This is a genomic window from Herbivorax alkaliphila (assembly GCF_030848475.1).
Classification (GTDB): domain Bacteria; phylum Bacillota; class Clostridia; order Acetivibrionales; family Acetivibrionaceae; genus Herbivorax.
Genome location: NZ_JAVDDS010000006.1, coordinates 89,836 through 109,472 on the forward strand (window position 1 = coordinate 89,836; position 19,637 = coordinate 109,472).

The 19,637-nt window shown below is 33.0% G+C and carries 16 protein-coding genes; 14 read left to right on the forward strand and 2 right to left on the reverse strand.

From position 1 onward, the window contains the following. Positions 1 to 188 precede the first annotated feature (188 nt). Positions 189 to 2,387 (reverse strand): glycoside hydrolase family 3 N-terminal domain-containing protein, encoded by a 2,199-nt coding sequence (locus RBH29_RS03535; RefSeq protein WP_306695177.1) that lies wholly within the window; start codon positions 2,385 to 2,387, stop codon positions 189 to 191. Positions 2,388 to 2,677: 290 nt separating this feature from the next. On the opposite strand from RBH29_RS03535, the gene RBH29_RS03540 reads away from it, so the two are divergent. From RBH29_RS03540 to cobC, 10 genes are all read left to right on the forward strand, one after another. Then, entirely contained in the window at positions 2,678 to 3,058 is a 381-nt protein-coding gene (locus RBH29_RS03540) for a zinc-ribbon domain-containing protein (RefSeq protein WP_306695178.1), read from the forward strand. Positions 3,059 to 3,342: 284 nt separating this feature from the next. Continuing rightward, positions 3,343 to 3,786, forward strand: coding sequence for an ACT domain-containing protein (locus tag RBH29_RS03545; protein ID WP_306695179.1), 444 nt, complete (start codon positions 3,343 to 3,345; stop codon positions 3,784 to 3,786). Between the two features lie 29 nt (positions 3,787 to 3,815). Then, a complete protein-coding gene (locus tag RBH29_RS03550; protein ID WP_306695181.1) occupies positions 3,816 to 5,063 on the forward strand; it encodes a homoserine dehydrogenase in 1,248 nt (415 codons plus the stop codon). 52 nt (positions 5,064 to 5,115) lie between these two features. Further along, positions 5,116 to 6,462: an aspartate kinase gene (locus tag RBH29_RS03555; RefSeq protein ID WP_306695182.1), complete on the forward strand. Its 1,347-nt coding sequence runs from the start codon at positions 5,116 to 5,118 to the stop codon at positions 6,460 to 6,462. Positions 6,463 to 6,479: 17 nt separating this feature from the next. Then, a complete protein-coding gene (locus RBH29_RS03560) occupies positions 6,480 to 7,991 on the forward strand; it encodes a cobyric acid synthase (RefSeq protein ID WP_306695184.1) in 1,512 nt (503 codons plus the stop codon). A 92-nt stretch (positions 7,992 to 8,083) separates the two neighbouring features. Then, complete coding sequence (cbiB, locus tag RBH29_RS03565) at positions 8,084 to 9,139, forward strand: adenosylcobinamide-phosphate synthase CbiB (protein WP_306695186.1); 1,056 nt, start codon at positions 8,084 to 8,086, stop codon at positions 9,137 to 9,139. An 11-nt stretch (positions 9,140 to 9,150) separates the two neighbouring features. Continuing rightward, complete coding sequence (locus RBH29_RS03570; RefSeq protein WP_306695188.1) at positions 9,151 to 10,242, forward strand: pyridoxal phosphate-dependent aminotransferase; 1,092 nt, start codon at positions 9,151 to 9,153, stop codon at positions 10,240 to 10,242. A gap of 7 nt (positions 10,243 to 10,249) precedes the next feature. Next, on the forward strand, positions 10,250 to 10,810 hold the full coding sequence (gene cobU / locus RBH29_RS03575) for a bifunctional adenosylcobinamide kinase/adenosylcobinamide-phosphate guanylyltransferase (protein ID WP_306695189.1): 561 nt from the start codon (positions 10,250 to 10,252) through the stop codon (positions 10,808 to 10,810). Positions 10,811 to 10,846: 36 nt separating this feature from the next. Further along, a complete protein-coding gene (cobS, locus tag RBH29_RS03580) occupies positions 10,847 to 11,608 on the forward strand; it encodes an adenosylcobinamide-GDP ribazoletransferase (RefSeq protein ID WP_306695191.1) in 762 nt (253 codons plus the stop codon). Between the two features lie 57 nt (positions 11,609 to 11,665). Beyond that, a complete protein-coding gene (gene cobC / locus RBH29_RS03585) occupies positions 11,666 to 12,253 on the forward strand; it encodes an alpha-ribazole phosphatase (RefSeq protein ID WP_306695193.1) in 588 nt (195 codons plus the stop codon). Positions 12,254 to 12,347: 94 nt separating this feature from the next. Here the strand turns inward: cobC and RBH29_RS03590 are convergent, their stop codons facing one another. Continuing rightward, complete coding sequence (locus tag RBH29_RS03590; protein ID WP_306695194.1) at positions 12,348 to 13,616, reverse strand: methyl-accepting chemotaxis protein; 1,269 nt, start codon at positions 13,614 to 13,616, stop codon at positions 12,348 to 12,350. A gap of 451 nt (positions 13,617 to 14,067) precedes the next feature. Here RBH29_RS03590 and RBH29_RS03595 point away from each other — a divergent pair, with 451 nt between their 5' ends. The 4 genes from RBH29_RS03595 (at position 14,068) to RBH29_RS03610 (ending at position 19,592) form a co-directional block, all read left to right on the forward strand. After that, positions 14,068 to 15,447, forward strand: coding sequence for a 2-isopropylmalate synthase (locus RBH29_RS03595; protein ID WP_306695196.1), 1,380 nt, complete (start codon positions 14,068 to 14,070; stop codon positions 15,445 to 15,447). Positions 15,448 to 15,524: 77 nt separating this feature from the next. After that, positions 15,525 to 17,453 (forward strand): aconitate hydratase, encoded by a 1,929-nt coding sequence (locus RBH29_RS03600; RefSeq protein ID WP_306695198.1) that lies wholly within the window; start codon positions 15,525 to 15,527, stop codon positions 17,451 to 17,453. A gap of 85 nt (positions 17,454 to 17,538) precedes the next feature. Further along, on the forward strand, positions 17,539 to 18,198 hold the full coding sequence (locus RBH29_RS03605) for a GntR family transcriptional regulator (RefSeq protein ID WP_306695200.1): 660 nt from the start codon (positions 17,539 to 17,541) through the stop codon (positions 18,196 to 18,198). A gap of 29 nt (positions 18,199 to 18,227) precedes the next feature. Then, complete coding sequence (locus RBH29_RS03610; protein ID WP_306695202.1) at positions 18,228 to 19,592, forward strand: RsmF rRNA methyltransferase first C-terminal domain-containing protein; 1,365 nt, start codon at positions 18,228 to 18,230, stop codon at positions 19,590 to 19,592. Positions 19,593 to 19,637: the final 45 nt, after the last annotated feature.

Below are 19,637 nucleotides of genomic sequence, written 5' to 3' on the forward strand. Positions count from 1 at the left end.
ATTGTTGATGTACAAAATGTACATTTAAATACTGAAACGAAGTAGTATTTTATTTTCAAGGTTCCCATAATAACATTATAGCATTGGTTTAATAAATTTGCTAATTTTTTTTGAAAAAAATTTATCTCATTCTAGCATTCCACCTGAGGATTTGATGTTTAGCTAAGTTAAACCAGTTTACTTTAAATTTAGAATTCCTGAACCTTTCCTCCGTATGTTACAATGGTTTTTAGTAAATTTCCATCTTTTGACGAACTACCAACCAGTATTTCAAATTCGCCAGGCTCAACACATCTTTTGCAGTTTCTGTTTACAAAAGAAAATGATAAAAGTGGGAGCTTAAATTCAATAGTTTTAGTTTCTCCAGGAGTTAGAAAAACTTTTTTAAATTCTTTTAACTCTTTTAAAGGAGTAGTTACAGAAGTATATATATCATTTGTGTAAAGTTGTGCTATTTCTGAACCAGCTATCTGTCCTGTATTTTTAATTTCTACAGATGCTATTAAATCTTCACTATCGTTAATTATTTTTTTTGAGGTTTTAAGGTTTGAGTATTCAAAATTTGTATAAGAAAGTCCATATCCAAAATGAAAAAGCGGCTCAGGTTCCATATCGGCGTAACTTCCACCATGCCAGCCGGGGAGCTGAGCATAATAAACAGGTTGCTGGCCTACTGATTTAGGAAAAGAAATAGAAAGTTTTCCACAGGGATTATAGTCGCCAAATAAAATTGATGAGACTGCATTTCCACCTTCTATTCCAGGATTCCAAGCTTCAACTATAGCGTCAGCATTTTCTTTTATCCATGGTATTGTAAGAGGTTTTCCATTGATAAGCAATACAATAAGAGGCTTGCCAGTATCTTTTAGTGCTTTAAGCAGTTCAAGTTGTGCACCTGTAAGGTCTAAATTAACTCTGTCACGAGTTTCGCCATTTAAAACAATGGTATCGCCTACAACTGCTACTATAACATCAGACTTTTCTGCTGTTTCAATTGAAGTCTTTATATTTTTATCTTTTTCATCAATTACATCACAGCCCTTTTCATAGAACACTTCAAAACTTGAGTTTGCACGTTTTTTTATTCCATCTAAAATGGTTACAATGTTTGAAATATCATAATCATTATATTCAAGAGTTGGGCGTTCCGGGTAGTATCTTGGTCCAAAAGACCAGTCGCCCAGTTGAGCCTGTGGGTCATTTGCATTTGGCCCTATTACTGCAATTTTTTTAAACTTATTTGATATTGGTAGAGTATTATTTTTGTTTTTAAGAAGAACAATAGATTCAAGGGCAGCATCATATGCTGCTTTTCTATGCTCATCACATCCCATAAATATTTTGTACTTTTTAGTATCAGGATACCTTTTGTGGTCAAATAATCCCAGTCTGAATTTAGTTTCAAGAATCCTAAAACAGGCTTCATCAATAAGGGATTCTGATACCACGTCTTCTCTAACAAGTTCAACAGCATTTTCAAAGAATTCAGGCGTAGCCATTATCATGTCATTACCAGATTTAATTGCAATTTCACAGGCTTCTTTTATAGTAGAAGTAGTTTTTTGCAGTCTGTGCATATGACCTGTATTGTCCCAATCTGTCACTACAAAACCGCTAAAACCTAATTCATTTTTAAGAACATCTTTTAAAAGCCATTTATTTGCTGAGCATGGAATCCCATCAATTGCCTGATATGCAGTCATAAAAGTGGCACACCCAGCGTCTACTGCATCCTTAAAAGGGGGTAAAAAAATTGACCTGAGTTTTCTTTCAGATACATCACTTTCAGAAGCGTCCCGTGCACCTTGTGTTTCGCCGTATGCTATGAAGTGTTTGGCACATGCGAGTATGCTTTCAGGATGAGAAAGGTCTTTTCCCTGATAACCTTTTATTATAGAGGCTGAGAGGCTGCCAGCAAGGTAGGGGTCTTCTCCAAAAGTTTCATCAACTCTTCCCCATCTTATATCCCTTGCAAGGCAAAGAACTGGTGAGAAAGTCCAGTGTAATCCTGTTAAACTTACTTCTTTAGCGGTTATATTTCCAACCTTTTCAACTAATTGAGGATTCCAGCTAGAAGAAAGAGCTAGTTGAGATGGGAAAGCAGTAGCACCGCTATGAAATGCATGACCGTGAATGGCATCAATTCCAAATAATAGAGGAATGCCCAGTCTAGTTTGTTCTGTAGCCATTTTTTGCAAACGGATTGCTTCATCTCCTATAACATGTAAAAAGGATCCTATATTCCTTTCTTTTAGCCAGAGTTCAGGATTCTCATTGCCGTCAATTTGACACATTTGTCCTATTTTTTCTTCTAAAGTCATTTTAGAAATAAGATCTTTAGTTCGTTCTTTTGGACTTTTAGAAGGGTCATTATAGATAGTATTCATTATTTAACCTCCATGTAGTTACTATATATTATAATCATTGTCTCATTAACTACATTTTCAGACAAGACTTTTTCTTCACTTTTATATATATAGCCATAAAATAAATGAGACTTGTAAAATTACGAATTATGAAATAAAATATAAATATAAGGATTTTTTAATTGACTGTTTTGATTCATCTCTTAAAAGTGCTAAATCCACATATAATAAATCGTTTAAATATCACTTTTATTAATTTTAAATATGTAGAGTATATGTATCGTTATCAATTAAATATCAGGAGGTAGTACATGATAATTTTTGGATGGGGTCATAGGACGGTTAAAAAATTTGGTCCAGTTCGTAAAGTTAGCTGTAGCAATTGTAAAAATGAATCAAGTTGGAATTTGCAGAAATTAACTAGTTGGTTTACCTTCTTTTTTATGCCTATAATACCATATCGGATGGATTATTTATTAGTATGTCCTGTTTGCAGGTGTTGTTTAGAGTTGGAAAAAGAAGAGTTTGAAATGATAAAGAACGTAATAAATAAAAAAAATAGTGGAATGTCTGAACAGGATTTAGTAAAAACTAATAACATAGTTACAGAAGCGGGAGGAGTTATTAGAACCGAAACACAGATTAACTTTATTAGACAGATGAAAGAGATGGAGTCTAAAAGAAAGGAGTAGTTTGCTTTTAGACATGGTGAGTTTTAAAAAGAAATCAGTTATTGTTATAAAAATATCCTAAGAATTTATCTTATTCTAAGACTCCACCTTCTACAAGGTGGAGTTGTTTTTATAAATCTTCAGGTGAAGTTGAGTCCCCATCTGAAGTCTCGATGTTTACGAGCTCACCTGAAAAAATTTGATAAAGTATTAATGAAAAATGTAAAAATACCTTGATTAGAGACGAAATTTATGTTAAGATTACACAAGAGAAACACAAATGTTCGTGAGTGGAGGACAGAAATATGGACAATGCTTCTAAATATTATCTTGTTGATGCTTCTGTTTTACCTAAAGTTTTCACAAAGGTCATAGAAGTAAAAAGAATATTAGAAAGTGGAGCAATTAAAAATGTAAATGAAGCTGTCAAAAGGATTGGCATAAGTAGAAGTGCATATTACAAGTATAAGGATTTTGTGTTTCCATTTTATGAAACATCTAGAGGTAAGGTTATAACGCTTTTTTTTACCGTTGAAGACTGCCCGGGTATACTATCGGGTATTATGAATAAAATAGCAGATTCAAGGGCAAGTATAGTTACAATCAACCAAAACATACCCATAAATGGGTTCGCCTACATTACTATTACAGTTGAAACAGGAGAGATGGTAACTGATATCAAGAATCTTTTGGTAGAAATAAGCAAGGTGAAAGGAGTTAGAAGTCAAGAGATTCTTTCAAGAGAGTAATTTGGCTAAAAATCTAAGGAGGTAGTAATATGATTAATGTAGCTGTATTAGGTTATGGAGTAGTTGGTTCAGGAGTTGTTGAAATAATAAGAAAGAACTCATTAAGTATATCTAAGAAGGCAACAAAAGAGATTAAAGTAAAGCGTATATTAGATATAAGAGATTTTCCTGATAGTCCTGATAGGGATATTATAACAAAAAATGTTGATGATATTTTTAATGATTCTGATATAGAAATAATTGTTGAGACTATTGGTGGTACAGCAGTTGCATATGAATTTACAAAAAAGGCTCTTATGCAGGGGAAACATGTAGTTACATCAAATAAAGAGCTTGTTGCAACACATGGCCCTGAACTTTTAAAGCTTGCTCGTGAAAACAGTGTAAATTATTTATTTGAGGCAAGTGTAGGAGGCGGGATTCCAATTATAAGACCATTAAACAGATGCTTAGCGGCAAATGAAATTGATGGTATTGTTGGGATTTTAAACGGCACTACAAATTATGTTTTAAGTCAGATGAAAAAAGAGGGTAAGGATTTTGATGTGGCTTTAAAAGAAGCTCAGGAAAATGGATATGCTGAATCAGATCCTACTGCTGATATAGAGGGACATGATGCGTGTAGAAAAATTGCAATTCTATCTTCCATTGCATATGGTGAATTTGTTGACTATAAGAAGGTTTATACTGAGGGTATAACTCAAATTACACCAACTGATATAATGTATGCGGAGAGTATGAATTCTACAATAAAACTAATAGGAATGAGTGAAAAAATAGGTGAAAAGATTACAACAAAGGTAAGTCCTTTTATAGTAGATAATACGCATCCTTTAGCAGGTGTGGAGGATGTTTTTAATGCCATTTTGCTAATGGGCGATGCCATAGGAGAGGCTATGTTTTATGGACGTGGAGCAGGAAAACTGCCTACAGCAAGTGCTGTGGTTGCAGATGTAATTGAAGTTGTCAAACATTGGGGAAGTTTTGGTGGATATAACTGGGAAGTTAAAGAAGAAAATAATGTTGCTGATATTATGGAGACTAAATCCAGATTTTTGGTGAGAATAAAAGTTGATGATGAAGCTAAAGCAGTAGATGAGGTAGAAAAGATTTATAAAAATATTGAATGGCTCAATCCTTTAGAAGTTGATAACAATGAAGAATTAGCTTTTATAACTGAGCTTGTTTTAGAAAAAGATGCTAAAGATATGCTAAAAAATCTGAATGATTTAGATTCAGTAAGTGAAGTTTTAAATACAGTAAGAGTATTTGACTAATAGATATTTAAATAAGAAATTGAATTAGCGAGATAGATTTGGAGGATTTATTATGAAAGTTGTTAAGTTTGGGGGAACGTCTCTTGCAAGTGCTCCTCAGATAAAAAAAGTTTGTGATATTATTTTATCTGATTCTAAAAGACGTTTAGTGATAGTTTCTGCTCCAGGAAAAAGATTTGATGATGATGTTAAGATGACTGATTTGTTGATAGAGCTTGGAGAAAAGTATTATAAAGATAAAAAAGCAGATAAAGAGTTAAAAAGAGTTATTGATAGGTTTGATGAAATAGCAAAAGGTCTTGGGCTAGATGAAGAAATAGTAAAAATTGTGCACGATGACTTAAATCAGCGTCTTAAAAGTGAGTATGCTGGTAAGGAAAAATTTATGGATACAATGAAGGCAGCGGGAGAAGACAATAATGCTAAAGTAGTTGCAGAATATCTTAAAAGTACAGGTGTTGACGCAAAGTATGTTAACCCCAAAGATGCAGGTATGTTATTAAGTGATGAATGTGGAAATGGTCGCATATTACCTGAATCTTATGATAATTTGAAATTACTTTCTGATAGAAAAGAAATAATGATTTTCCCAGGTTTTTTTGGTTGCTCAAAAAATGGGGATATTGTTACATTTTCTAGAGGAGGTTCTGACATTTCAGGATCAATACTTGCGGCGGCAGTTAATGCAGAAATGTATGAAAATTTTACCGATGTGGATTCTGTTTTTGCAGCGAATCCAAAAATAATTGAAAATCCCAAACCGATACCAGTGTTTACATATAAAGAGATGAGAGAGCTTGCATATTCAGGTTTTTCAGTTTTACACGAAGAAACATTGGAGCCTGTTTACAGAAAAAAAATTCCTGTTTGCATAAAGAATACTAATAATCCATCTTCTGATGGTACATTAATTACTCCTGTAAGAGAATCCAAAGGAAGACCAGTTATTGGTATTGCAAGTGCTGAAGGGTTTTGTAGTATATATGTTACCAAGTATATGATGAACAGGGAAATAGGTTTTGGTAGAAAAATATTGGCTATTATTGAAGATGAAGGGCTGTCATATGAGCATACGCCTTCTGGAATAGATGACATGTCTATTATATTGGAACAAAATCAAATTGATGATAAAAAAGAACAGCGTCTAAAAGAACGTATTAAAAAGGAATTAGAAGTAGATGATGTATCTGTAGAGAGAGACTTGGCTTTAGTTATGGTTGTAGGAGAAGGGATGCGAGATACAGTAGGTGTAGCAGATAAGGCCACTAACGCTCTTTCAAAAGCTGGTGTAAATATAGAAATGATAAACCAGGGTTCTTCAGAAGTTAGTATGATGTTTGGTGTTCTTCAATCTGACAATGAAAAGTCTGTAAGAGCTTTGTATAGTGAATTTTTTTAATGTTTTTGGAGGATTAAATGACAGCTAATTCTATAATGATTCAGGGGACAGCATCATCAGTAGGTAAGAGTGTTATAGCTGCCGGTCTATGTCGTATTTTTAGTCAGGATGGATATAAAGTTGCACCATTTAAGTCTCAAAACATGGCTTTAAATTCTTTTGTTACGCGAGATGGAAAGGAAATGGGAAGAGCTCAGGTTGTTCAAGCTGAAGCTTGCAAGGTAGAACCTGATGTTAAAATGAATCCTGTTTTGATAAAGCCTGTTGCTGAAAGAAAAGCTCAGGTTATCGTTGAGGGCAAAGTTTATGGAAATATGTCTGCAATTGAGTACCATAATTTTAAACCTGGGCTTGCAAAATTGGTTAAAAATATATATAATGAACTTGCCGTTAAAAATGACATAATAATATTAGAGGGTGCTGGAAGCCCTGCTGAGATAAATTTAAGAGATAAGGACATTGTAAACATGGGAATGGCTGAAATGTCAGATAGCCCAGTTGTTTTAATAGGAGACATAGATAAAGGAGGAGTTTTTGCCTCCCTTGTTGGCACGATGATGCTCTTGTCAGATAACGAAAGAGACAGAGTTAAGGGAGTAATAATTAATAAGTTTAGAGGAGACATTGAGCTGCTTAGGCCGGGATTAAAAACTCTTGAGAAACTATTGAAGGTTCCTGTTATTGGTGTCATACCTTATTTTAATCATGTTATTGATGATGAAGACAGTCTTGGTGAGAGGTTATTAAAATCAGAAAAAGCTGGGTTAGATGAAATAGATGTGGTGGTTATAAAACTTCCCCATATTTCAAACTTTACTGATTTTAATGTTTTTGAAAGTATAGAAGGTGTAAAAGTAAGATATGTTGATGATTCATGCCAAATAGGTAATCCTGACTTGGTAATAATACCGGGAACAAAAAATACTATCGGAGATTTATTATTTTTAAGGAAAAATGGATTTGAGGAAGTTATTTTAAATCTCAATAAAGAGGGAACTGTTATTTTTGGCATATGTGGAGGATACCAGATGCTAGGAGAAGAAATATTGGATTTGCATGGTGTAGAGTCAGATATTTCCTATGTTAAAGGCTTTGGTATTTTAAATTTTAAAACAGTTTTTAAACAAGAGAAAAGCACTAAGAGAATTGTGGCAAGGATTACTGAAAGTTCATTTAAAAGAGATGCTTTGAGTGATACCGTTGAAGGTTATGAAATACATATGGGAAATACTGAGTATTCAAAAGATTGTATAACCTTCATAAAATCCCTTGAGGATAATCTGCCATTAGGGATAAGAAATAAAAAAGGAAATGTTTTAGGTACATATTTACATGGTATATTTGACAATGTAGATTTTACAATAAGTCTAATAAACAAAATAAGAAGCAAAAAAGGTTTTGCTGATATTGATAAAAATTTTATAAAATACAAAGACATGAAAGAACAAGAATATGACAAATTAGCTGAAATTTTAAGAGCAAATTTGGATATTTCCTTTTTATACAAAATAATGAATTTTAATATATGATATTTATAATAAGTTAGAAAAACAAAGAAATTTAGTATGTTTAAAAAGAAGTGCGTATATACATTAGATAAAAAGTATAGGGGGATGTACCGATGAGTTTATACCTGCTGTTAGAAATTTCTATTGCATTTATACTTGATATTTTGTTAGGAGACCCCCGCTGGCTCCCTCATCCAGTTAGATTTATAGGATGGTTTGTCAAGCTTGTGGAAAAGCTAGTGAGAAATATCGCAAATGCTTCTTCAGAAAGAAAAGTAAAAGCTTTAGGAGACGATATTGTTAGAAATTCTAAAAAGAAAAACAGAAATGAAAAGTTTGCAGGTGTTGTCTTGGCGGTATTTGTCGTAGCTTTTGTATTTATTGCTGTATATGCAATTGTTAGAGTAGCCTCTGGGGTAAGTCCTATACTGTCTAGCGTTGTAAATATTTATTTTATCTATTCAGCTTTTGCAGCTAAAGGCCTTGCAGCTGAAAGTTTTAAGGTGTTTGATGCCTTAAAGGAAAGAGATATTTTTGGAGCGAGAAAAGTTCTTTCCACCATTGTAGGAAGGCAGACAGAGAATTTAGATGAAAAGGAAGTAATAAAAGGAGCTGTAGAAACAACTGCTGAAAACACCTCTGATGCAGTGGTAGCCCCTATTTTTTATACATTTATAGGTTCTTTTTTTGGATTGGCAGCCCCTTTTGTATATGCATTTAAAGCTATTAGCACTTTAGATTCAATGGTTGGTTATAAGAATGACCAATATGAGAACTTTGGATGGGCTTCTGCAAAACTTGACGATATTTTAAACTTTATTCCTGCAAGATTGACAGGACTTCTTATAGTGGTAAGTGCGTTTATAAATCAAAAAGATTATTCAGCAAGTTATACAATTATGAGAAGAGATAGAAGAAAACATTTCAGTCCAAACTCAGGTTATCCAGAATCGGCTGTTGCTGGTGCTCTTGGAGTGAGACTAGGAGGCAGTGGACTTTATTTTGGAGATATAGTTGAAAAACCGATAATTGGGGATCCTGTAAATGAGTTGAATATTCGAAATATAACACAGGCAATAACACTTATGTATATTACATCTATTTTATCTTTAGTTTCGCTAAGTCTAATTTATATAGCAGTATATTTTATTAAAGGATTTTTTGCTTAAGGAAGATGGAGATGGAACAATTTAAGTATATCCACGGAGGAGACTTACATAAAACAGAAAAAGAGCATGGTATTAGTTTAGATAAAATTTTAGACTATAGCTCAAATATAAATCCCTTGGGTATTCCTGAGGAAATAGTAAATATAATAAAAAATAATATTGATAAACTTAAAATGTACCCAGATGCCCATTGTCGTGAGCTAATAAAAGAAATATCCAAATACCTAGATGTTTCTTTAGAACATATTATTGTTGGAAATGGAGCTATAGAGGTTATTTTTTTATATCTTTTTTCCATAAGGCCTAAAAAGATACTCTTACCGATACCAACTTTTTCTGAATATGAAAATATAGCTGAAATGCTAAAAATAGATGTGGACTTTATAGAGACTTTTGAAGATAACGGTTTTTTATTTAGTTATCAATTGATATCTAAAAAAATGACAGAGGAAATAGAGGCATTAATTTTATGTAATCCAAATAATCCAACATCAACTCTTATAAGAGAGAAGGACTTAAAAAAAATAATAAAAGAGGCAGGACAGAAAAATATTAGAGTGATGATTGATGAAACATTTATAGAACTTACTTCTGGAGGGAATGAAAATTCAATTGTAAAATTCATAAAAGAGAATGACAATGTTTTTGTTGTAAGGGCATTTACAAAACTGTTTTCCATACCGGGTTTGAGATTGGGATATGGAATAGGATGTAAAAGTATTATTCAAAAAATGTGGAAAAGAAAAGCATGCTGGTCGGTTAATACTTTTGCTTCATTGGCAGGATCTGTTTTAAATAATGATAGAGAATACTTAAAGAAAACTGATAAATGGTTAACAAATGAATTGGTATGGTTTTTTGAGGAACTAAAAAAAATACCCGGATTTAAAATTTTCAAACCTGAAACCAATTTTATTTTAATTAAAATACTGGATGAGAGATTTAATTCTAAGATATTGAAATCTAAAATGGCTGAAAAAGGTATCTTAATCAGAGATGCAGAAAATTTTAGAGGTTTAAATAATAGATATATAAGGGTGGCATTAAAGGATAGAAAAAGCAATGAGAGTTTTTTGAAAAATTTAAAAGAAGTTATGAGGTGAATTTTTTATGGGAGAGATTATTTTAGTTACTGGCGGAAGCAGGAGTGGTAAGAGTTCTTTTGCTGAGTCAATTGCAAAAAAATATAAAAATGACGTGTTATATATTGCTACATCTATACCTTTTGATGAAGAAATGAAAGAAAGAGTGAAAAAACACAGGATACAAAGGCCTTCACATTGGAACACCCTTGAAGCATATAAAGATTTGGATATACATTTAAAAAAGAGTAAAAACAAAAAAGAAATTGTTTTAATTGACTGTATAACACTTATGGTTTCTAATATAATGCTTGAAGAAAATTTAGACTGGGAAAGCTTAAATGAAAATGAAGCAATTAATATTGAAAAAAGGATAGTGGAGCAGTTGGAAAAATTACTTGATGTGATAAAAGAAAATGGTTCTACATTTATAGCAGTTACCAATGAAGTGGGAATGGGTATTATTCCACCAAATAGATTATCCCGGATGTTTGGGGATATTGCTGGTAGAGTTAATCAAAAGCTTTCTAAAAAAGCAGACAGGGTATATTTTTGTGTATCAGGCATTCCCATAAAAATTAAAGGTTAAAAATTCGCATAAAACATTATTTTTGAGAGGGATAGTATGAAGAGCATTAAGAGATTTATTATGATGGTTCAGTTTTTAACAACAATACCTATAAGAGTTAATATAGACTGTAATAAAGAGGATTATGGGAAAGGTCTTGTTTTTGCTCCACTGGTTGGATTGATTATAGGTGCTGTTTTATTGGCTATATACTGTGGATTAGAGCCTTTTTTTTCTTTAGAGGTGATATCTGTACTTATAATAATAGCCTATGTTTTTTTAACAGGAGGTATTCATATTGATGGGTTAGCTGATACATTTGATGGATTGTTTTCTAACAGACCAAAAGAAAGAATGCTGGAAATAATGCGTGACAGCAGGATTGGAAGTAATGGGGTATTGGCTGTTGTATGTTTACTTTTATTAAATTATACATTAATCATATCTTTAGACTTGCAGAGTACAAAAATAGTCCTACTCTTATTTCCTGTTGCAGGTAGGATAGCGTCTTTAGTAGGAGCGGGAGCATCTAAATATGCAAGAAAAACACAGGGGCTTGGAAAGTCATTTATTGATTTTTGTGGTTTAAAAGAAATTATAATAGGGTCTATAATTTATATGCTGATATTCTATATTGCAATTGGTTTGAAAGGATTAATTTTAGCTGCTATGACAATTATATCTTCCTATATTTTTTTAAAACTAATGACTAGGAAAATACAGGGGGCGACAGGAGATGTTTTAGGTGCTCTATGTGAGATAAATCAAACTTGTTTTCTTATATTCATTACGCTTTTGGGCAAATGTTATTTTTATTAAAAAAATATAGACAATATATAAGTTATATCTAAATTTTCTTTATGAGAGGTTATTAAAATGTTGGAACTAATACTTATAAGGCATGGACAAACAGACAGTAACAAAAAAAGAACTTATGTTGGATGGACTGATGTGGAACTTAATGAAGAGGGAAAAAGACAGGCTTTTAAATTAAAGGAAAAGTTGAAAGATATGCCAGTTGATAAAATATATTCAAGCCCTTTAAAGAGAGCTAAAAAGACAGCTGAAATAATAAATGAGAATTTTTGTCTTGACATTGAATATACTGACAACCTAAAGGAAAGGAATTTTGGCATATGGGATGATTTAAGTAATGATGAAATAAAAAGACTTTACAAAAATCAGTATAACATATGGATAAAAGACTGGAAAAACTATTGCATTAAAGATGGAGAGAGTGCTTTAAAGTCTTATAAAAGAGCTATGGATTTTTCAAAAAATATAATTGATTCTTTTGATAGAGGTAGATTTTTAATTGTATCTCATCTAGGAACAATTAGATTTATAACTGCATATTTACTTGGTATGGACATTGAAGGTTCTTGGAGATTCAGGCTTGACAATTGTGAAATGGTAAGAATTGAAATTATAGATGGATATGGAGTGTTAACTTTCTTGGGATAATAATTACAAGAGACTGTTTTAAAGTGGTAAAAACAGTCTCTTGTTTTAACTTTAAATCATTTGTTAAGGTTTATCTAGTTTACTTTTCATGTTGCTAAGACTCTTCCTTGTTTTGACTATTTTTATAGTCTTTTAATTTATTGTCAAGTTGGTGAACTAATTGGTCAAGGCTGTTTGAGGACTCTTTTATACTTTCTAAAGCTTTAAGTTCATGCTCGGTAGTTGCTGCAACTTCCTGACTTGCAGCGGCAGTTTCTTCTGAAACAGATGAAATATTTTCAATTGCAGAGTTAACTTGATGTTTGTCATTTTGCATTTTACTAACTGATTGATTAACATCATTAATTTTTTCCACAATATAGTTTATTGCATTTGCTATATTGTTAAAAGCATTATCTGTTTTGTTAACTGCACCGTTTTGCTCCTGTGAAACTTTTTTCATTGTTTCCATAGACTTAATTGCCAGTTGAGATTCTTCCTGTATGCTCTGCATTAAAAGGCTAATCTCTTCTGTTGATTTTCTACTTTGATCTGCCAATTTCCTTACTTCTTCGGCAACAACTGCAAAACCCTTTCCGGCTTCGCCTGCTCTTGCAGCTTCAATTGCAGCGTTTAGAGCTAAAAGGTTTGTTTGTTCTGCAATATTTTCAATAGATTCAACAAAAAGTCCAATATCTTGAATTGTTTCAGTTAGTTTTTCTACAACTGCAAATATTTTTTCAGAGGTATCATAGTTTTCTTTTGATTTATCTCTGAGTACGTTGACAGAGTCCAGACCTACATTGTTTAATTCTGTCATCTTTTTTGTCTCTTCTGTAATTCCAGAATAGCTTTCATATACAAAGTCAATTTGTTCAGAGAGGTTATCTACCATTTCAACCCCTTGTTGAGCTTGAGATGCTTGGTCTGATGCTCCTTTAGCGATGTCATCCATTGTTTGAGCGATATCATTCATTGCTGATGTGGCCTGCCCGGCACTAGTACTTACAGTTTGTGTCGCACTTACAATAGAGTTTGACATTTCATTGAAATTATCAATAAGTAACCCTATGTCTGTAAATGCTTCTTTTACGGACATGGCAGCTGATTTTAACATAAAGTTTTGAGAATCATCAAAAGAGTGGGAAAAATCATTTTGTTTTGCAAAAGCTACTTCATCTTGAAACTGTTTAATATGTTTTCTAAATAGAGAATAAGATACAAACAGTATGACAGTTATGGTTATAATGTTTGAAATAAAAAATATAACTGATGTGTGCCAATTACTTGTAATAAGTCCTGAAATAATACTGGACAATATAGAAATCATCAATATTGCCAATATAAATGCTTGTTTTGGCTTGCGTTTAAAAAATTTTTTCATAGTTTTCCCTCCAGCTTAGATATAAAGAACAGAAATTAAGAGTTACATATAGTAAAACAGATTAGCATTACATAATTATATATTTCGATAAAAATTTAAAAAATCCTTCTTTTAGACAATATTACATTTTGTAAATTTAACCAAATGAATATGGGTGGTATATTAGTGAACTGGTTTAGCAAAAGCTAAACATTGGAGGTTTAGATGAAATATAAAAATGGTTGACATACCCTGTATAATTGTATACAATTATACGAGAATACGAATATACATATTTAATCATTATATTTTAAAAGAGGGTGCTTACAATACAGAGCATCCGTAGAAGGGAACCATAGAGTTTTTAGCAAACAAGAAAATTCACAAGCAACAGCGAATTTTCTTAAAGAGTATATATTCTCAACAAGTTGTATTTATTACAATTAAAACGTTTATCTAAGGGGGTTGATTTATGATAGAGTTTAACAAAAAAACCAATACACTTGAACAAACCCAATACAAATATGCACTACAGGATGTCAAAGAGCCTAATCTTTACAGGGAAATATTTAATTATGACGAGGTGCCAAAGTGTACATTTAATCATAGAAGGGTTCCCATGCATCCAGCAGATGAAATATGGATAACTGACACAACATTTAGAGATGGACAGCAGTCTAGAGCACCTTATACTGTGGAGCAAGTGGTTCATTTATTTGACCTTTTGCACAAGTTAGGAGGACCTAAGGGCTTAATTCGTCAATGTGAATTTTTTCTTTACAGTGACAGAGACAAAGAGGCAGTCTACAAATGCATGGAGAGAGGATACAAATATCCTGAGGTTACAAGCTGGATAAGGGCTACGAAGAATGATTTTAAGCTTGCAAAAGATATGGGAATGAAGGAAAGTGGAATATTGGTAAGCTGTTCAGACTATCATATTTTCAAAAAGCTTAATATGACCAGAAGACAGGCACTGGATCATTACCTTGGTATTATAAAAAGTGCAATAGATGTTGGTATACGACCTAGATGTCACTTTGAAGATATTACAAGAGCAGATTTTTACGGTTTTATTGTGCCTTTTGCATTGGAATTAAGAAAGCTTATGGAAGAGAGTAAAGTACCGATAAAGATAAGAGCCTGTGACACATTAGGTTATGGGGTATCCTATACAGGTACAGCTTTGCCGCGAAGTGTTCCGGGTATTATTTATGGATTGAATCATTATGCAGGTTTTCCAAGTGAATTAATTGAATGGCATGGGCATAATGACTTTTATAAAGCGGTTAGTAATTCTGCGGCAGCATGGTTATATGGAGCTTCAAGTGTAAACTGTTCACTACTTGGAATTGGAGAAAGAACGGGAAATACTCCTTTAGAAGCTATGGTTATAGAGTATGCTCAATTAAAGGGCACTATTGATGGAATGGATACAACTGTTATAACAGAAATTGCAGATTATTATGAAAAAGAAATTGGGTATCGTATACCTTCAAGAACGCCATTTGTAGGAAGGCATTTTAATATTACGCGAGCAGGTATACATGCAGATGGTCTTTTGAAAAATGAAGAAATTTACAATATTTTTGATACAACCAAGCTACTCAACAGACCTGTAGGGGTTTCAGTAAATCAGACTTCAGGACTTGCAGGTATTGCCCATTGGATTAACAGCTATTTTGGTCTTCATGGCAAAAAGAAAATTGAGAAAAAAGATGAGAGAGTCTTAAAAATAAAAGAGTGGCTGAATGAACAGTATAAAGATGGCAGAGTTACTGCTATAGGAGACAGTGAGCTAGAAGATGTTATAAGAGAAGTAGCACCTGAAATTTTTGATTTGGTGTTATAAAAAGTAATTAAAAGAGTCATTGAGAGACTTTTTAAAAATAATAGTATATAAGTAAAAATACAAAGAGGGGGAAAATTATGGGACTTAATCTAGCACAAAAAATAATTAAAGAGCACTTAATTACTGGAGAGATGGCTGAGGGAAGTGAGATATCTATAAAGATTGATCAAACACTAACTCAGGATTCTACAGGAACAATGGCATATCTGCAATTTGAAGCTATGGGAATACCAAGAGTAAAGACTAAAAAATCAGTTGCATACATTGATCACAACACTCTTCAGGCAGGATTTGAAAATGCAGATGATCATAAATATATACAGACAGTAGCATCAAAGCATGGTGTATATTTTTCTAGACCTGGAAATGGTATTTGTCACCAAGTTCAACTAGAGAGATTTGGTGTTCCAGGCATGACGCTTTTAGGTTCTGATAGTCACACACCTACAGGTGGAGGAATAGGTATGCTTGCGATTGGAGCAGGTGGACTGGACGTTGCAGTTGCAATGGGAGGAGGTCCATATTACCTTACAATGCCAAAGGTTAGCAAAGTAAATTTAAAAGGCAATTTAAAGCCATGGGTAAGTGCAAAGGATATAATTTTAGAGGTTTTAAGAGTTTTATCTGTAAAAGGCGGAGTTGGTAAAGTAGTTGAATATGCTGGAGAAGGAATTAAAAATCTAACTGTGCCAGAGCGTGCCACCATAACAAATATGGGAGCAGAGCTTGGAGCAACTACTTCTATTTTCCCAAGTGATGAGATGACAAAAGAGTTTTTAAAAGCACAGGGAAGAGAATCAGATTGGATAGAATTAAAACCTGATGCTGATGCCTCATATGATGAAGAAATAGAAATAGATTTAGACAGTTTAGAGCCTTTAGCAGCGAAACCTCATAGTCCGGATAATGTTGAAAAGGTAAAAGAAATAGGAAAAATCAAAGTTGATCAGGTTGCAATAGGAAGCTGTACAAACTCTTCTTTCATGGATATGATGAAAGTTGCAAAAATATTAAAAGGTAAAACAGTAAAGTCTGATGTAAGTCTTGTAATAGCACCAGGATCCAAACAGGTTCTTACAATGCTTGCCCAAAATGGTGCTTTGGCAGATATGGTTGCAGCAGGTGCTAGAATTTTAGAAAGTGCATGTGGACCATGTATAGGTATGGGACAGGCACCTAAAACTGATGCAGTATCACTTAGAACATTTAATAGGAATTTTGAAGGAAGAAGTGGCACAAAGTCAGCTCAAGTTTATCTTGTTAGTCCAGAAGTGGCAGCTGCTAGTGCTATTACTGGTGTTATGACAAATCCAAAAGATTTAGGGGATGCTCCAGAAATTAAAATACCTTCTGAATTTGTTACAGATGATAATATGGTTGTTGAGCCAGCACCTGAAGGAGCAGAGGTTGAAGTTGTGAGAGGTCCTAATATTAAGCCATTTCCTTTAAATAAAGAGTTAGGTGAAAAACTTGAAGGAAAAGCTCTTATAAAGGTGGAAGACAATATAACTACTGATCACATCATGCCGTCAAATGCAAAGTTATTGCCATACAGGTCAAATATTCCTTATCTTGCAGAGTATTGCCTAACACCATGTGACCCAGATTTTCCTAAAAGAGCAAAGGAAAATGGTGGAGGCTTTATAATTGGTGGATCCAATTATGGTCAAGGGTCTAGTAGAGAGCATGCAGCACTTGCTCCGCTTCAGTTAGGGGTAAAAGCAGTTATAACAAAGTCATTTGCAAGAATTCATATGGCAAATTTAATAAACTCTGGTATTATTCCAATGACTTTTGAAAATGAGGCGGATTACGATGAGATAGATATGGGAGATGACATTGTTATTGAAAATATTGTGAATCAGATTAAAAATGGAAGTAGACTAACTGTAAAGAACAAAACAAAAAACAAAGATATACCAGTTAATGTTACGCTATCTGAAAGACAGGTGGAAATGATTTTAGCAGGTGGACTTATAAATTACACAAAAAAGCAAAATCAGTAAACAGAATCAGCCTAAAGTTTAACAAATGCTGTTAGTGATTTAGTAATGGATATAAAAATGTGCTCTATAAAAGGGGGGAACAGAAGTGGTGAAAATTGATATGGTTGAAGGTGAAAACTATATGTACTCACTTAGGGCTAAGGTGTTTTATCATATTCAAAATGATATTTTAAACGGAGTATACAAGCCCGGTGATACTCTTACTGAAAAGAAGTTATGTGAGGATCTTGGTGTCAGCAGAACTCCTATACGTGAAGCTATAATGCAGCTTGAACTTGAGGGGCTTGTTCAGTCTGTTCCCAATAAAGGTGTGGTTGTAAAGGGAATATCAACTAAGGACATTGAAGAAATATATACTATAAGAATGATGATAGAAGGTTTTGCAGCTAAACTTGCAGCAGAGAACATAACAAAAGAGGAACTGGACGAACTAAAAGAAACTGTTGATTTTGAGGAGTTTTATACCACAAAAAATGATAAGGAACATCTTATTAAGTTTGATTTAAAATTTCATGAACTGATATTTAAAGCTGGTAAAAGCAATCCTCTTATACATCTGCAGAAAACATTTAACCACTATGTTCAAAAAGCCAGAGTTACATCATACAAGACTCCTTTGAGAGCACAAAAAGCTTTAGAAGAGCATAAAGCGATATTAACGGCAATAATTAATAAAGATGCTGATTTAGCAGAAAAGTTTGCTGTACAGCATATAAAGAATGCAGCTAGAGAATATAGGAATTGATGCTATATTTATCAAAGTGGAGTAAAGAAATGAATACCTTAGAAGAATTTTTTAAAAAGATGAAAAAACTGCTTGGAGAAAAAGAGTTTGAGGATTTTTTAAAGTCTTATGATAGTTCAGGGTATTATGGACTTAGAATAAATACTCTTAAAATAAGTGTTGAGGATTTTTTGAAGATTTCTCCGTTTGAGTTAAAACCCATCCCCTGGACAAAGGATGGGTTTTACTATTCAGAGGAGGAAAGACCTGGCAAACATCCTTTTTATCATGCAGGTCTTTATTATATTCAAGAGCCCAGTGCCATGTTTCCAGGAGCTGTAATTGATGCCAAACCTGGAGAGTACATATTGGATCTTTGTGCTGCTCCTGGGGGAAAAACTGTTCAGATGGCAGCAGGAATGAAAGGCAAAGGACTATTGGTAGTAAATGACATTAATTATGAGAGAACAAAGACACTTATTAAAAACATAGAACTGTTTGGTGTCACAAATTCGATAGTTACAAATGAAAAGCCTGAAAACCTTTCATCTAAATTCCCTGGCTTTTTTGACAAAATACTTGTTGATGCACCTTGTTCAGGAGAAGGAATGATTAGAAAAGATGAAAAGGCAGTAAAAAGTATTGAAAAATTCAATTCTAAAATATGTGCTGACATGCAAAGAAATATTTTAGAAGATGCCTACAAAATGTTAAAGCCTGGAGGAAGTTTAGTTTATTCAACTTGTACTTTTTCACCAGAAGAAAATGAAATGATGATAAGTTTATTTTTAGACAGGTTTAGTGACTGTAAGCTTGTTGAAATTTTTAAAGAGGAAGGTATTGAGGGAGGCAGACCTGAGTGGGCGAACAAAAATAATCAGCTTTCAAAAACTGCAAGGCTTTGGCCTCATAAACTAAAGGGAGAAGGTCATTTTGCTGCACTTATTAAAAAATCCGATGACAAGAAAAGTATAAATGAGGGAAAAACAACTCATATTAAAAAAGAAGATTTAGAGCCTTTTTTTAAGTTTACAAATGAAAACTTAAATGAACAAATAGAAGGCTTCTTTACTATAAAGAAAAATCACTTATATCTTTTGCCTGTAAAATCACCTGACCTTTCAGGTTTAAAAATAGCCAAATTTGGTTGGTATCTTGGAGAATTTAAAAGAGGTAGATTTGAACCTAATCACTCATTTATTATGCCTCTTAAAAAAGAGAGTATTAAAAATACTATTAACTTTAATTGGGATTCTTTAGAGGCATCTAAATATTTAAAGGGTGAAACGTTGATTGTTGAAGGCAAAAAAGGATATACAGGTGTTTTAGTAGACGGACATACTCTTGGTTGGGCAAAGCAGACGGGTTCTATGCTAAAAAATCTTTATCCAAAGGGATGGAGAAAAATGACGTGAATAATAATTTAAATTCTGTTATAATGAATACATATGCTGCCTGAT